Source organism: Kluyvera sp. STS39-E (genome assembly GCF_040932435.1).
Classification (GTDB): domain Bacteria; phylum Pseudomonadota; class Gammaproteobacteria; order Enterobacterales; family Enterobacteriaceae; genus Kluyvera.
Map to the genome: position 1 here is coordinate 440,861 of NZ_JBFQGA010000003.1, position 13,877 is coordinate 454,737.

At 50.8% G+C, this 13,877-nt stretch carries 13 protein-coding genes and 1 pseudogene; 3 read left to right on the top strand and 11 right to left on the bottom strand.

Annotated elements, in window-relative coordinates; all coding sequences use genetic code 11:
- The first annotated feature begins 66 nt into the window (after positions 1-66).
- Entirely contained in the window at positions 67-816 is a 750-nt protein-coding gene (locus tag AB4K05_RS08690) for an SDR family NAD(P)-dependent oxidoreductase (RefSeq protein ID WP_368479579.1), read from the top strand.
- 323 nt (positions 817-1,139) lie between these two features.
- Here the strand turns inward: AB4K05_RS08690 and AB4K05_RS08695 are convergent, their stop codons facing one another.
- The 6 genes from AB4K05_RS08695 to AB4K05_RS08720 form a co-directional block, all read right to left on the bottom strand.
- Positions 1,140-2,015 (bottom strand): MBL fold metallo-hydrolase, encoded by an 876-nt coding sequence (locus AB4K05_RS08695; protein ID WP_368479580.1) that lies wholly within the window; start codon positions 2,013-2,015, stop codon positions 1,140-1,142.
- 79 nt (positions 2,016-2,094) lie between these two features.
- The gene (locus AB4K05_RS08700) at positions 2,095-3,087 is read right to left on the bottom strand and encodes a zinc-dependent alcohol dehydrogenase family protein (protein ID WP_368479581.1); all 993 of its coding nucleotides are present in this window, start codon (positions 3,085-3,087) and stop codon (positions 2,095-2,097) included.
- A 149-nt stretch (positions 3,088-3,236) separates the two neighbouring features.
- Complete coding sequence (locus AB4K05_RS08705) at positions 3,237-4,127, bottom strand: LysR substrate-binding domain-containing protein (protein ID WP_368479582.1); 891 nt, start codon at positions 4,125-4,127, stop codon at positions 3,237-3,239.
- A 242-nt stretch (positions 4,128-4,369) separates the two neighbouring features.
- Positions 4,370-4,912, bottom strand: a complete 543-nt coding sequence (locus tag AB4K05_RS08710; protein WP_368479729.1) for a GNAT family N-acetyltransferase — start codon at positions 4,910-4,912, stop codon at positions 4,370-4,372.
- Positions 4,913-5,214: 302 nt separating this feature from the next.
- The gene (locus tag AB4K05_RS08715) at positions 5,215-5,997 is read right to left on the bottom strand and encodes a hypothetical protein (protein WP_368479583.1); all 783 of its coding nucleotides are present in this window, start codon (positions 5,995-5,997) and stop codon (positions 5,215-5,217) included.
- 1 nt (position 5,998) lies between these two features.
- Positions 5,999-6,610, bottom strand: a complete 612-nt coding sequence (locus AB4K05_RS08720) for a LysE family translocator (RefSeq protein ID WP_368479584.1) — start codon at positions 6,608-6,610, stop codon at positions 5,999-6,001.
- 109 nt (positions 6,611-6,719) lie between these two features.
- On the opposite strand from AB4K05_RS08720, the gene gcvA reads away from it, so the two are divergent.
- Complete coding sequence (gcvA, locus tag AB4K05_RS08725) at positions 6,720-7,622, top strand: transcriptional regulator GcvA (RefSeq protein ID WP_368479585.1); 903 nt, start codon at positions 6,720-6,722, stop codon at positions 7,620-7,622.
- A 2-nt stretch (positions 7,623-7,624) separates the two neighbouring features.
- On the opposite strand, the pseudogene AB4K05_RS08730 reads toward gcvA, so the two are convergent.
- The 3 genes and pseudogenes from AB4K05_RS08730 to AB4K05_RS08740 all read right to left on the bottom strand — a co-directional run.
- Positions 7,625-7,759: pseudogene (locus tag AB4K05_RS08730) on the bottom strand (integrase); the annotation flags it as partial.
- A gap of 50 nt (positions 7,760-7,809) precedes the next feature.
- Positions 7,810-9,273, bottom strand: coding sequence for a DUF1254 domain-containing protein (locus AB4K05_RS08735; RefSeq protein ID WP_368479586.1), 1,464 nt, complete (start codon positions 9,271-9,273; stop codon positions 7,810-7,812).
- A gap of 12 nt (positions 9,274-9,285) precedes the next feature.
- The gene (locus tag AB4K05_RS08740; protein ID WP_368479587.1) at positions 9,286-10,764 is read right to left on the bottom strand and encodes a DUF1254 domain-containing protein; all 1,479 of its coding nucleotides are present in this window, start codon (positions 10,762-10,764) and stop codon (positions 9,286-9,288) included.
- Between the two features lie 470 nt (positions 10,765-11,234).
- Here AB4K05_RS08740 and AB4K05_RS08745 point away from each other — a divergent pair, with 470 nt between their 5' ends.
- Positions 11,235-12,845, top strand: coding sequence for a mechanosensitive ion channel family protein (locus AB4K05_RS08745; RefSeq protein ID WP_368479588.1), 1,611 nt, complete (start codon positions 11,235-11,237; stop codon positions 12,843-12,845).
- 49 nt (positions 12,846-12,894) lie between these two features.
- Here the strand turns inward: AB4K05_RS08745 and AB4K05_RS08750 are convergent, their stop codons facing one another.
- Entirely contained in the window at positions 12,895-13,257 is a 363-nt protein-coding gene (locus tag AB4K05_RS08750) for a DUF4406 domain-containing protein (protein WP_368479730.1), read from the bottom strand.
- A gap of 7 nt (positions 13,258-13,264) precedes the next feature.
- Positions 13,265-13,849: a GDP-mannose pyrophosphatase gene (locus tag AB4K05_RS08755; RefSeq protein ID WP_368479589.1), complete on the bottom strand. Its 585-nt coding sequence runs from the start codon at positions 13,847-13,849 to the stop codon at positions 13,265-13,267.
- Positions 13,850-13,877: the final 28 nt, after the last annotated feature.

Here is a 13,877-nt window from a genome sequence, read left to right on the forward strand (position 1 = left end):
CCGCTGCCGAATTCCATCACGGCATTTATGGCCCAAAAGACAAACCGTATCTTTAAGGAGTTCACCATGAGTAAAAAACTTGCAGGCAAAATCGCATTAGTCACGGGCGGCAGTACGGGTATCGGCCTAGCTTCCGCGCAGGAACTCGCTGAGCAGGGCGCGAAAGTGTATATCACCGGTCGCCGTCAGGAAGAACTTGATGCTGCGGTGGCCTTGATCGGCCCCTCAGCCACAGGCATCAGAGCAGATGCCTCCGTGCTGAGCGATCTCGATACGGTGTTCTCCACTATCGCGAGCGAATCCGGGAAGCTTGATGTACTTTTCGCAAATGCGGGTGGCGGTGACTTGATGCCGCTTGGCGACATTACCGAAGAGCATTTTGACCGTATTTTTGGCACTAACGTGCGCGGCGTGCTGTTCACCGTTCAGAAGGCGCTTCCGCTACTGATTAACGGCGCTTCGGTCATTCTCACGGGCTCCACCGCTGCGGTGAAAGGCACCGCCAGCTTTAGCGTTTACAGCGCAAGTAAAGCCGCCGTGCGTAGCCTGGCCCGCTCCTGGGCGCTTGACCTGAAGGAACGTGGCATTCGTGTCAATGTGGTGAGTCCGGGCCCGGTCCGCACACCTGGTTTGGGAGGACTTGTACCGGAAGAGCACCGCCAAGGGCTGTTTGATGCGCTGGCTGAAGGTGTGCCTTTGGGGCGTTTGGGTGAACCGGAAGAAATCGGTAAGACTGTTGCATTTTTGGCGTCTGATGATGCGAGCTTTATTAACGCTGCGGAAATCTATGTAGACGGCGGCTTGGCTCAGATTTAATTCTCTGCCGAAGATGACTGCGTATTTATATGTAATAACGACGGTGGTGTTTTAAATTTTGTTTACGAAGACGTCCCTTTCTACGGTAAGAAAAGAGAAGGGGACGTTTAACTTTGCCTGCCCACCAGAAAGGCGTCATCAAGGGCTTGAACGACTGAAAGCGATATTTTTAGAGGCCCTAGCCAAATAATGTTTCTAAACAATGCCCGCTTTCGGCAATAGTCATTTTTTTGTAAGGGCGTAATGTTAATAAGATCATAGATAATAGCGGGAAATTAAGAAATGCCTTCCCGGTAGCCACGCCGGACCAGAAAGGCACAGGATCATACAGTTGGTGACCAAGGATCATAGTTCAATGCAAAGCTGCTTCCATCTCGTACAACCTTACCGGCGGTTGGCAGGTTAAAATGCATTCCGCTAACAGCCAGGTTATCGCTTACGGCACGATCAAGCAGTCTGCCACGAACGGCAGCTGCGGCCGTAGGATCGCTGTCAAATGCGATGGTTACATCAGGTTGGGCAATCTGGATATGCGGAAAATGAACGATATCGCCCCAGATGAGTAAAGACTCTTTTTCATCGCCCAGCAGATATCCGCTGTGACCCGGCGTATGGCCAAATAGTTCAATGGCCTGAATCCCCGGCAGGATCGCCTCCTCACGGAAAGGCACCAGTTTATCGTCGTACGCGTTAAAAGCGTTTTTAGCTACCTCAAATGACGGCCTGAACGCATCAGGCGCGCCGGCTGAAATCGTTTCGTCACGCCAGAAAGCGAGTTCTTTTTCATGCACAAAAAGCTGTTGAACATTGCGGAACACCGGCGTTTGCAGAGGACCGGCAAGACCACCAATATGATCCGGGTGAGCGTGAGTCAGCAAAATGGTGTCGATAGCTAGAGGGTCAATACCGGCAGCGGCCAGAGCAACCTGAAGCCGACCGCCCCAGCCCTTGATGCCACCAGCACCGCTGTCCACCAAGATAGTTCGCTCAGGTGTCTGGATCACGTAAACGTTGATATTAATACGAGGCAATGTCGATACGCCACGCTTCTGAAGCAATGCCTCGGCCCGGGAGCCATCAATGCCTGACAGCAGCTCAAATGATACGTCTAGGTAACCATCACTCAGCATAGTCACCATCATGTCACCCACTTTTTTGCGATTAATGGCCGGTGCCTGCCAGTTGCATTGTGAAATCATGCGTTACTCCGTTTTGATGAAGTGATTATGGGAAATAGAACGTTCGGTGAATGCAACTTATCCATAGTGGATTTAAGGTTTACTCAATGACTACGACGATTTTGCCAACCTGGCCATTTGCTTCCATATAGCGCTGTGCATCCGCAATCTCTTCAAGCGGGAATGTTTTATCAATCACCGGTTTCAGTTTGCCGGAACGTAAACCTTCGGTGACGAAGGATTTTGCGCGTGCCATTTTTTCTGGGTCCGTCGTGATTTCAAACAACTCATAACCACGCAGCGTGAGATGCTTGCCGAGAATATCAAAGACAGGTACAAGCATATCGCGGCTGTCGAGCGCACCATATTGGAAGAACATGCCTTGCGGTGCCATCACCTGGGTCAGTTTTGCCACGTCCGGACCGCCGACAGGATCAAAAACAATATGAGCGCCCCTGCCAGCAGTCACATGATTAATTTCCGCCACCATATCCTGCTCAGCGGTAGCGATAACTGCGGCGGCACCGGCTTTCAGAAGCAGTTCACTTTTTTCGGCGGTACGCGTAAGCGCGATGGGATTAGCGCCTAGCATGTTAGCTATCTGAATGGCAGCTAGGCCCACACTACTTGATGCCGCGCGGATCACAACATTCTGACCAGCCTGAAGGTTGCCATATTCAACCAACGCGCCATATGCGGTGACATACATCATCCAGCTCGCAGCTGCCTCCTCGAAGGAAAGATTTTCAGGATGCTTTACCACAGCGTGTACTGGGGCATTGACCAATTCGCCGTACATGCCGTATTCATTAAACATAAAGGAAGGGATAACACTGACCCGATCGCCTCTGACAATCCCTTCAACATTCTCACCAACGGCCTGCACTACGCCAGAGGCCTCGTAACCCAGGCGTGCTGGGAATTCTGGTTCAATGACGTACTGACCGTTGCGGTACATAATTTCGGCACGGTTAATTCCAATCGCATGTACGCGAATTTGAACTTCACCGGCTGCCGGCGCAGGCACCTGGACATCTACAACTTCCAGCACTTCTGGACCACCGGTGCGGTTGAAGGTAACAACTTTAGACATATTCAGCTCTCGTCAGTTAGCGGCAGGTCTTCAGAATAGTGTCGAAGACATGCCCGGTTCATTTACGAACAATCTACGCTGCTATAAACGCACCAAAAATAGCTGACAGGGAACTTCAGAATTAATTATCCGTTACCAATCTATCGGTTTCAGCGGATCTGAGCGGTTAGAACCTCACTGAACCAGTCGATAAAGACCCGTACTTTTGGCGGAAGGTAGCGCCGGTCCGGATACATCACCGAGACAGGCTTAGACACCGGAGGATACTGCGTCAGAATCTCTTCAAGAGTCCCGGACGCGATATGGGGCGCTAGGGCATCAAAGGTAGCCTGAATAATGCCCAGACCAGCCAAGCCACAGGAAAGCAGAATATCTGAATTATCAACCAGCATGCTCCCCGCAGGACGCAGTGAAACGACATTACCGTCCTCAATAAATTTCCATTCCATCACGTCACGACTGTGGTCGCTAAAGAAGTTAATTGCGCGATGGTGCTCCAGTTCCGCAAGTGTTTCCGGACGTCCGTGTTGCTGCAGATAAGAGGGCGCTGCACAGGTGACCATCCGGATTTCCCCAAGACGTCTGGAGATGAAACTTGAATCCTGAAGCACACCCAGCCGGACGAGACAGTCCACGCCTTCTGTGATCAAATCGGTTTTTTTATCGGATGAAACCAGCACGACTTCAATGTCGGGATACAGTGACTGGAAATGTTTGAGATGAGGAATAAGTATGGCATGTGCCAGCGACAGCGGAACATCAAGCCTGAGCCGCCCCTTGGGTGGAAGGGTCGGTGAAAAACTGGCGATCATGTCATTAACTTCAGCCAGTACGAGCTTGGCTCGATGATAAAACGCTTCCCCTTCAGCAGTAACACTCAGTTTGCGGGTTGTACGATGGATGAGCTTCACGCCGAGGTCATCTTCTATCTGCAGTATCGCTTTGCTCACGGTGGGGCGATGAATCTGCAGAATGTCAGCGGCTCTAGTGAAGCTGCCCTGTTCAACAACCTGTATGAAAATATTAAGGTATTCAATCATGTTGGAATGCACGTGATCACCAATCTTTATTTAGGCTGTTTTAAGCTGGCATTGTAAAGTAAACAATTCCGATGGGCATCCAGTTAAGACCTTTCAGGATTTCAACATACCCGCATCTGGCGCGGAGCGGACCGTCTGAAATGCCGCGCGGTCTGTATTGCGAGAAACGGACACTTTGGTTGGAATGAGGACACACGAATATTCTTGGTTTTCACTGTTTTGACAACAGTAAAATTAGCAATTTAAAGCGACTGAATAGTGGGTTTTAGACGGACTAACAAGCGTACATTTTTACTGCGGTATTCAACGTGGGTCTGGAACCGAAAACCAAATCTCTCAGCCAAATAATTTGAGCGCTGGTTATCTTCCGCAATAATACAGCACACCGGTGAGAGAAATGACTGGTCAGCCCAACCTAAAATCGCGGCCAATGCTTCATTAGCATAACCCTTTCCGCGCATTTCCTTGATGATTGTCCATCCGGCCTCGGGGTATGTTAAGGCTGGCACGGTATCGCGATGCGCATCCTGAAATCCAAACGCGCCAATGTACCGATGGGTGGCTTTTTCAAAAACAGCCCAGTAACCATAGCCTAACGCTTGCCAGTGGCCGATGTAACGCAACAATCGGGCCCAAACTGCTTCTGATGTGGGCACTTCTCCACCATTTATCTTAACCATTTCTGGCTCGGTCCAGCATGCCTGAAGTGCCGGGAAATCTTCCAGCGTGAAATGTTTTAGAATTAAGCGATCTGTCTCTAACTGTGGTGCCTGCTGCAAAATCATCATTACCTCTGCAATCATCAAGTTACATTGCCTGATTTATTATGATAAATAGCATGAATCTCAGGCTATTAACATAAAATCAACAATGCATTTTTCCTGCAAAAAAGACACGAGTAGCGCGTCACAGCTGGCAATGGCTCAAAATAAAAAAAATAATCTGAAAGCAAAACTTCTGTCAGCATTCCCTAAATGAACCCTTAGCTTTTAGATTTCAAGCCTAAACAGGGGGTTCTGTTCTTAGCACGGAGCGGACGAGCTAACTGAGTTAAAGGTTAGCAGTGGGCGAACAGCGGGCGTTCGGATTAAGTGTTGGCAGTCATGGTCACACGCTGTCTCCGAATCCTCCGTAGCAAGATGAACTGCACAACCAGTGCGGCGAAAATAGCGGTAGCATAGGTTACGGTCAGGTTAAATGAGACGAGAAACTGACTGAGCACCCAGAAGAAGATGGCAAAGCTAAACAGCCCGCCGACCAGTCCTCGCATAACCCGCTGAGCGGCTTCAAAGCCTGCCAGCACGTGAGCAAATACGGCCAGAATGACGGCCATAAACGGAAAAGAAGCGATAACACCGCTGACCTCGGCTCCCAGATAGGGCGCTGCCATCGTCACCCCCATAACCAGCAGGACGATTAACAGAATCCTGAAAGGAATATCTCCGCGCGGGTGCGCTAGGGATGATTTAATGACCAGTGAACGAGGCATAAGCTTTAGCGCTGCCATCATCACCGGAAGTGCAAGCACAAACAATCCTGTCTGCTTAATCCCGCTCAGTTGAAGAAGAGCAGCAGCCAAGATAAAGGTGGACGTTGCAGCGAATAGCGCTGGCAACCAGCCACGTCGTGCAAGTCGACAGTATGCGACCGCAAAAGAAGCCTGAGCAATGGTTGCAGCCAGTGAACCAGTGGTGGCGCTGGCTGCAAACTCTTTCCCATGCTCAAGCGCCAGGAATAAGGAGATCGGCCCTGATGTCAGCGGCAGGCCGACAAGTAATCCGCCCACTGTCTCCCCCCATTTTCTGCTGGCCAGCGTCGAAAGGAGCATCAGAACCGGCGTGAAAACCAGCTTAAAGAAAAGTAGCGTCATATTAGCCCCGGATCTGCATCGCCGCGCCGACCGCCATGAACACACCACCACAGACCCGGTTAAAGCGTCGTCCGGCGCGTACAAGCCACGGGCGGATTCTGTTAGCGGCAATTGCGCAAGCGTACTCTGCCCAGAACTCGGTAAAAGCATAGGTCAGCGCAATAGCAACAAACTGAAGAACGAGACTCCGATCCGGGGCGATGAACTGCGGAATGACCGCGGTGAAAAAGAGTAACGCCTTCGGGTTGGTAGCCGCAGAGAAAAATCCCTGGCGGAACATCTGCTGCGGGTTTGCCTTGGTGATATGTGGGCCAGCGTCATTAGTCATCGGCGGCGAGCGCCAGAGCTTATACCCCAGAAAGGCGAGATACAGGCCGCCAACCACGCGGAGCACAGTCAGCCATTTCTCAGACGCCTGCAAAAGCGCGCCGATACCAAACATACAAAGCCCAATTAGAAGCACAAAACCTATCAGACCGCCGGTGATTGTCACCAAAGCCTTACGAGTTCCGTGCATCGCGCCATGAGTCAGCACCAAAAGACAGTTAGGCCCGGGGACCAGTGACATGCTAGCAGAGGTGACAAGAAACAAAAGCCAGGTAGTGAACAGCATGAGGTGCTCCGAAGCGACAAGGGAAAGTTATTGGCTTAGATAGTGATTTTCATGCGAGGGCCTGACAAATCATTTGTTTTCACATCACGTGTGAATTATTCTCACGCATATGATATTTGACCGACTTCCTCCCTTGCAGACGCTGCGTGCTTTCGAAGCGGCAGGCCGCCTCTCCAGCATGACGCTAGCGGCAGCAGAACTGCACGTCACACATGGCGCGATAAGCCGTCAAATCCAGATGCTCGAAGAGCATCTGGGGGTTCGGCTTTTTCTCAGACTGACGCGTCAGATTATCCTGACAGAAGAAGGGGCTGAATTTCACCATGCGATAACTCGAATCCTAGGTGAGTTGACGGGCGAATCTGAGCGGCTACGCGGCAGAAATCCCGCCATGAGTCTGCGAATAAGTACGGGCGTTTCATTTGCCAGTAAGTGGTTGGCGCCACGCCTTAGCCGACTTAAGGCGCGCTATCCGGAATTTGATGTGCATCTGGACGTGACTGACATCAATGCCGACCTCAACAACGGCCAGGTCGATGCAGCCATTCGCTACGGCAACGGTCGCTACCGGAATGCTTCAGCTGAACGCATCCTCGAAGAAACAGTGACTCCGGTCTGTAGTCCGGGTTACCTCAGTGCACATAGTGGTCTGGCAGACATCAAGGCACTTTCGGGCTGCGTCCTTCTCCATGAAGACAGGATGCTGGCGAACTGGGAAGCCTGGTTTGCGATGGTCGGAGAAAAAAATATTCGCTGCCATCAGGGCCCATCTTGGAGTCACGGCAGCATGGTGGCAGAGGCCGCTATCCGTGGCGAAGGTGTGGCGCTGGGGCGTAGTGTTCTGATTGCAGATGATATCGCTGCGGGCAGGCTAGTTGTTCCGTTTCCGCAGTACAAGCTGAAAGCCGAGCGAGGGTACGATTTGGTTTATCGTACTGGCTCTCAGGATACCCCTAAAGTCCGGGCATTGAGGGAATGGCTTTCTGAAGAAATGCGCGCACTGGAAGAATAAAATCTGATCCGGAGCCCCCAGATATGAGATATCTGAAGTGGTCTTTTTTGGCCGATGATACGGTCTTTGTTTCACGGCGGCGTATTTATACTCAAATCTCCTGCAATGTGGGAGATTTGAGTATGGTTGTCCCTCATGAGCGAAAATCAGCCATTGTGAATGCTTAAACAAGGGGCTTTTGGTTGGTTTATTTGACCGTTTCAATTTTCGGTGGTTGCCAGGTACCATCCAGAATCGGCTGTTCTCCCCAGTAGGCACGGATGTAGAGTGACAGGTTTCCGTCGGGTGCCGGGAGCCAGTTATTCACTTTATCAACTGATGGGCGAGTTTTACTTACGTAAAGAGTCAGTGAGCCGTCCTCGTTGTACTTCAGATTTTTATTTTTAGTTCCCAATGAAAAACGGTTCAGTTCATTTGGGCTAAAAAGATGCTTGCTGTTGTATAGCGTAAGTGACCAAAAGCCTTTAACAGGAGGAAGTTCGCCTTTCGCGAAGGTCACCGTGTAATCATGATCACCAGAAAGTTGTCCTCCGGCGGCATCGTTGTCGGTGTAGAAATACTGGGTTTCGTCCGGTTTGTTGTCGAACATGTTCGATTTAGAGGTGCCGGTACGGTTGTAATAATCTACGCCAAATTCGGCGTTGTTTTTGGACCGATTCCATCCATTTCCCGCGGGCACACCGTTATTCTTCCACTTAAAGAAATCCGCAATAACGGTCTTGTCCGTATTGACGGCAGCTTCATCCATCCATTTCCGGATTTCCGGGCTCTTCTTCCCAGCTTCAACCAGATGACGATACTGAGCATACATGGCTTCTTCACCAGGGAGTGGGGGCACTTTATCCAGCACGTTCGCGAATTGATCGAAGAATTTCTCCGGCACTACCCAACGTGTTTCACCTGCACTTGCATCCGGCTTATCCCCAATTGCCGGAATTTTCGAGTATTCAAAGGATTTCATTTTCCCGTCAAACTGACTTAGCGGGTAAGTCATAACCTCTTTGATAGGGCCCTGAATTGCGACCCTGTCTTCAGGGGTATCATTCATCTGAATGCGAGGAATGATGTTAGCCATTTCAGTTGAAGACTGAATCACGCCGTTAAAGCCTTTTGGTGTTTCGCCTTTCCAATGGGGGCCGACGAGTAAATAAAAACCGGGCTTCGTTGCGTAGGGTTTGCCCACATTACCAATCTGATTGGTACGAGCATCATAGATGGCATAGACCCAGAATCGCTCGCCAAAATCGGGGACCTGTATAACAATCGGCTCTTTATCCAGCTCAAAGAAGCCCAGACCATAAGCCACATCCTGGTTTGGACAGGTGACAAAAGTTTCCTCAGGTTTGATGTAGTCCGTCAGCATGCTGAGTTGGCCCATAGGCGCAACAGGCACCATCCCGCCGTTCAGCGCGGGATAAGGCGCCTTAGTAATGGTTTCACGACGATTGAACTGGTTCACCATTGGCCAGCCCCAGATGTAGGCCTGCTGTGCAATGGCCTTCACGTAAGATTCAGGCATGGTCACATCCGGCGACGGCTGTGTTAACTGGTCAAACTGGGTCGGATGCGGGATAGTCAGCGGTGCCGTCTGCGCATACGCGCCAGCGTTAAGTGTCAGCGCAGTCAGCAGCGCAAGGTATCTTTTTTCCATCGCTTATCTCTCTTATTTATTGGTCTGAACCAGATCGTCTGGAACCCAGGTCTGATCGTAGAATCCGTCTTCGGTGCCGTAGAGGCGCAGCGCAACTAGGAAGTTACGATCGGGTACCGTTTTAATAAATGCGCTGTCCGCTACGCCATCCGGTTTGCTCGGGCCAAACCACAAATCGATAGAGCCGTCATCATTTTTAGGAATGTTGTAGTAGCCGTTGGTCGATGGCAGAAGCTGGTCAGTTTCCGGCATAGTCCCATCGGTGATGTTATAGGCCGTCACCGCCCAGAACAGCGCAGCAGGCGGGTTCGGCGGCAGGTGCAGCTTGTAGGTGTTGCTGCCGTCGAGGAATTTCCCGGTGTTGTCTTTAGTCGCGAAAGGATATTTCGATCCCGCCCCCGTGGTGTGCATCACCATCGCTGCCGCGCTGGAGTAGGCAATCTGGAAGAAGGCCGCGCGCTGGTTAGCATCCAATGTGCCGTACTGCATCCACTCGGCTGTTGCGCCTGCCCATGACGTCTCCCACTGTCTGTCTTTGTAATACAGCTGACGTTGGTCGTCGCGCCCAACCTGTCGACGCGCCAGAATCATCCGCGGCGCCGTTGCTACCGCTTTGTTGAGCATCTCCTGTTGCTTCGCCGTTGGGGTGAACGGCTTGCCTTTTACGATCCCGATGCTTAACAGTGCACTGCGCGTTTCATCTGGAATTGCTGTTAAGGGCTCATAGTCCACAAAGGTTTTCAGCTTCTGCCAGTAGCTGGCGTCCGTTGGATACATCATATTGACGCGCTTACCGCTGGCGTCCGGGAACTGCATTGGTTTGACTTCTTTCTCAACGTCCCAGAGCGGATAAATACGTGTCGTTTCGGCATTTTTTACCGCCGGAACTGGATCAGGTTTGCCGTCCCCTTTACCCATAATGGTTCGGAAGAAAAGAAATACGTTGTAGGTTGATGATTTAAAAACATAATAACCTTGTGGAACCGGACCTTCATAATCAGGTGGTAGCAGGAGGTATAATCCGCCACGGGCACGGTCTGGGCCAATGGCGCCCACGTCAGTGATTGTTTTCTGGAAGAAGTCTGTAAACATCCCGATCACATTCGCCGGGGCTTTAATCACCAGCGGGCCTGTCTCTTTTAGATCCAGATAACTCATGGAATAAATCACATCACCATTTGGTGTAGGCACAACAGCCCGGCTGTCCATACGCTCTTTCCAGATGGGCAGGACGTTATAACCTTTACCGAACGCAGACTCGGAACCGTCGCGCAGACCGATGGTGTTCAAAAGAGGTAACGTTTGAATATACGCTTGGATAGCATCCTGATAATACAGATCGTCGCTGAGCGACTGAGCTTCATCCTGAGCCAGCCAGTTGCCATTATTAATTTGTTTCATCAATGGTGAAAGGGGGGCATCGGCAGCGTAAACGTGCTGGGAGAAAGTTAATGCCAGCAAGACTGCAGATGTTATGACGTGATCTTTCATAAGGCTTTCCTGAATGAGTAAGCGGAAAGACCAGCGATATATGTCTTAAGCCTGAAGCATATCCTCGGCTGGCACTGAGTATGTCGAATGCCTTTTAAGGATAGTTAAAGATACAAACATGTAACCTTTAGAATTGTTTATTAATAAATTAGGGAAACGAACATAGACAGAATCCTGCGCTGGTAGACACCCGACCCAGACGGGCCGACCTTGTCTGTATGTGAAATGTTTATGTCTACGTTTAGCAGAAACCGGACCAGTTTTTGCGGAGAGAACCCGGGGCGAGCAGCATGCGGAACTTAGTTTTTAATTAACCATTAAATTCCTGCCTAGCTAATCCATTAAACCGTCATGGTCATACTTTCCATTGCAGAAGTGAACAGCTGGTCTATGCTCAGAAAATGCGGAGGGCTGTCGACGCGCGGGTTGCTTGAATAATAATGATAATTTCACATTACGCGGTGGTGGGTATGAATAGGATTGCGCTCGTACTTTTCATGATGACGTTATCGATTATCTCGTTTAATTCTTTCTCCGCAGAACCCCGCCAAGAACCCACTGACGCAGAACGAGCGCGCACGGTTTATATTTTCCATCAGCCGATTGTTATGCTGCAGGCGAAATTTGGTCTCACGACGCCGGAAGAACGGGTTTTACGAATTCGAAATACCTTACGTAATTTCACCAAGGCGGATGTGAGTGAACCGCTAAAAATAGTCCCTGTAACGCGCTATAACCAACAGGGCAGACTTATTGTGATGAATGGCAAACCGGTTATGCTGCTCACACAGGCGGATCTGGATGAGGGCGATGATCTGACCCTAGACCAGGCAGCGCAGCGCGTGCTGGCCCGCTTTGAAACCCAACGCACAGCCCTGCGCGATCAGTACAACACCGGCTGGCTTGTGCTCTCTGGTGTTAAAACGCTGGCGGGCTTGCTGGTGGTATTCCTCTTTTTCTACGGTGCCTGGCGTTCCTGGCGGTGGGTCAGGCGTTATTTCCGCCGTCGCGTAGTAGAACATCGCGGCATCATCCCACAAAGCTGGCGTCGATATGTCGGCGTCGTTGAAGCCCGTCTGTTCGCTCTGCTGATGATCATTCTCAGTATTTTTGCATTTTACCTATGGCTGAGCTGGGCGTTTGGCCTGTTTCCTTGGACGCGAGTTTGGGCCACGTCGCTGGGTGACTGGACGCTGCGTGTGGTTCGTGAAATTACCTTATCGATCGTTTCGTCGTTGCCCGGCTTGCTGATTGTATTGATTATTTTCCTGATCACCGCTTTCATCCTTAAGCTGCTTAAGATGGTGCTGAATCAGGTTGAAGCGGGGCGCTTGCAGTTTCCGGGTCTGCACCCTGAAACGGTCGGCGCTACTCGCAAATTGATTTCCGTGATGGTGTGGTTATTTGCCTTGTCCGCCGCTTACCCGTTTTTACCGGGGGCAAATTCGCTGGCTTTTAAAGGCATCAGCGTCTTCTTTGGCTTAATGTTAACGCTGGGTTCGGCGGGGGTCATGAACCATGCGATGAGCGGCCTCGTGCTTATCTATTCGCGCGCGCTGCGCAAAGGGGATGTCATTCGCGTGGCGGACAATGAAGGCAAAGTCACCGAAATTGGCATGCTCGCCACCAAAATTATCACCCGCGAAAACTATGTAGTCACCGTGCCTAACGCGGTGGTGGTCAGCGGCAAGATAACCAATCTCAGCGCACAAAATAATGATGGCAGCGTCAATTTAACCGTCAGTGTCACCATCGGCTATGACACCCCTTGGCGGCAAGTTCATGCCATGCTTGAACTGGCGGCCAAACGATCGAGATGTGTGGACTTGACGCAGCCGCCCATTGTGCGCCAGCTGCAATTAATGGATTGGTATATCGCCTATGAGCTTCAGGTCAGGCTGTTACCCGAACAATCACTGGCCGTGGCGCGCAACGAACTGCACAGCAATATTCAGGATGTCTTCAACGAATTTAACGTTCAGATCATGTCGCCAAACTTCGTCATGCAGCCGGAAGGCAGCGTGATGGTGGCGAAAGAGAACTGGTATGCCGTCCCCGCAGCCCCGCCAGATGGGAAATGATAGGTACATTTGAATTGCCTGCAATTTTGCAGGCAATTTCACAATAAAATCATGCCAATGGGATGTCTTCAAGACGGAAATAAACGGCGAGTCCATGCTCATGTGCCACCTTGATATCCATATCCGCACCCTTCGAAGCGCCCTCAACACGATAAATGGCGTCACATTTTGTGATAAGCCGATGGGCGACGGGGTAGATCATCGATTCCCCTATTTCATCGTCGATAGCGACAGAACCGGCGGCTTTTGCCAGCGGCAGCGCCAGCCATTCGCCAATAACCGGAATGTGTCCTCTTTGGTAAACCGCTAACGCGGCTTTTTCTAAGCGGGCGAGATTCGCGTCGATAAGTTCTTGTAATCCATCCGTACCGCTGCGGTAGGGGCCTGCGATGAGAATAAGTTGTTTCACAATGGATACCTCAGAGAATGCCTTTAAGGGCGACGTGATAGAGCAACATAATGGTTTTACCATCGACGATAAGACCACTTTCAATGGCGGCAAGAGCTGCATCAAGCGGCCACTCAAGCACTTCGATATCTTCTCCTTCCGCCTCTATTCCGCCACCGGAACCGGCCTTGTCGCCAGCATCATATTCGGCGATGTAAAAATAGAGCTTCTCGGTGACCGAACCCGGGCTCATATATGCCTCGAAGACCTTCTGGACGCTGGAAACACGAAAGCCTGTCTCTTCTTCAGCTTCGGCTTTAATCCGTTTTTCAGGGGCCATGTTGTCAAGAAGACCGGCCGCCGTTTCAATGAGATAGCCATCATGGCCATTCATAAAGACCGGGAAGCGAAATTGACGAGTTAAGATCACGGTTTTCTTATCGCGGTTATAGAGCAGGATCGTCGCCCCGTTGCCGCGATCGTACACTTCACGGCTTTGGCGCTGCCAATCACCGTTGCTTCGCTGAAGATCAAAAGTGTATTTTTTTAAAGAATACCAATCATCGGATAATGTCCTGTTATCGACGATCCGTATTTCTGCACGTTTATGTTGCATGATGGCTCCTAGATACGTAGAGTCGACA

What these genes read in the sequence shown, in the direction of transcription:
- AB4K05_RS08705 (WP_368479582.1), bottom strand. Translation starts at nt 4,127, where the DNA reads ATGATTGAATACCTTAATATTTTCATACAGGTTGTTGAACAGGGCAGC.
- AB4K05_RS08755 (WP_368479589.1), bottom strand. Translation starts at nt 13,849, where the DNA reads ATGCAACATAAACGTGCAGAAATACGGATCGTCGATAACAGGACATTA.
- AB4K05_RS08715 (WP_368479583.1), bottom strand. Translation starts at nt 5,997, where the DNA reads ATGACGCTACTTTTCTTTAAGCTGGTTTTCACGCCGGTTCTGATGCTC.
- AB4K05_RS08735 (WP_368479586.1), bottom strand. Translation starts at nt 9,273, where the DNA reads ATGGAAAAAAGATACCTTGCGCTGCTGACTGCGCTGACACTTAACGCT.
- AB4K05_RS08710 (WP_368479729.1), bottom strand. Translation starts at nt 4,912, where the DNA reads ATGATTTTGCAGCAGGCACCACAGTTAGAGACAGATCGCTTAATTCTA.
- gcvA (WP_368479585.1), top strand. Translation starts at nt 6,720, where the DNA reads ATGATATTTGACCGACTTCCTCCCTTGCAGACGCTGCGTGCTTTCGAA.
- AB4K05_RS08690 (WP_368479579.1), top strand. Translation starts at nt 67, where the DNA reads ATGAGTAAAAAACTTGCAGGCAAAATCGCATTAGTCACGGGCGGCAGT.
- AB4K05_RS08740 (WP_368479587.1), bottom strand. Translation starts at nt 10,764, where the DNA reads ATGAAAGATCACGTCATAACATCTGCAGTCTTGCTGGCATTAACTTTC.
- AB4K05_RS08720 (WP_368479584.1), bottom strand. Translation starts at nt 6,610, where the DNA reads ATGCTGTTCACTACCTGGCTTTTGTTTCTTGTCACCTCTGCTAGCATG.
- AB4K05_RS08745 (WP_368479588.1), top strand. Translation starts at nt 11,235, where the DNA reads ATGAATAGGATTGCGCTCGTACTTTTCATGATGACGTTATCGATTATC.
- AB4K05_RS08700 (WP_368479581.1), bottom strand. Translation starts at nt 3,087, where the DNA reads ATGTCTAAAGTTGTTACCTTCAACCGCACCGGTGGTCCAGAAGTGCTG.
- AB4K05_RS08695 (WP_368479580.1), bottom strand. Translation starts at nt 2,015, where the DNA reads ATGATTTCACAATGCAACTGGCAGGCACCGGCCATTAATCGCAAAAAA.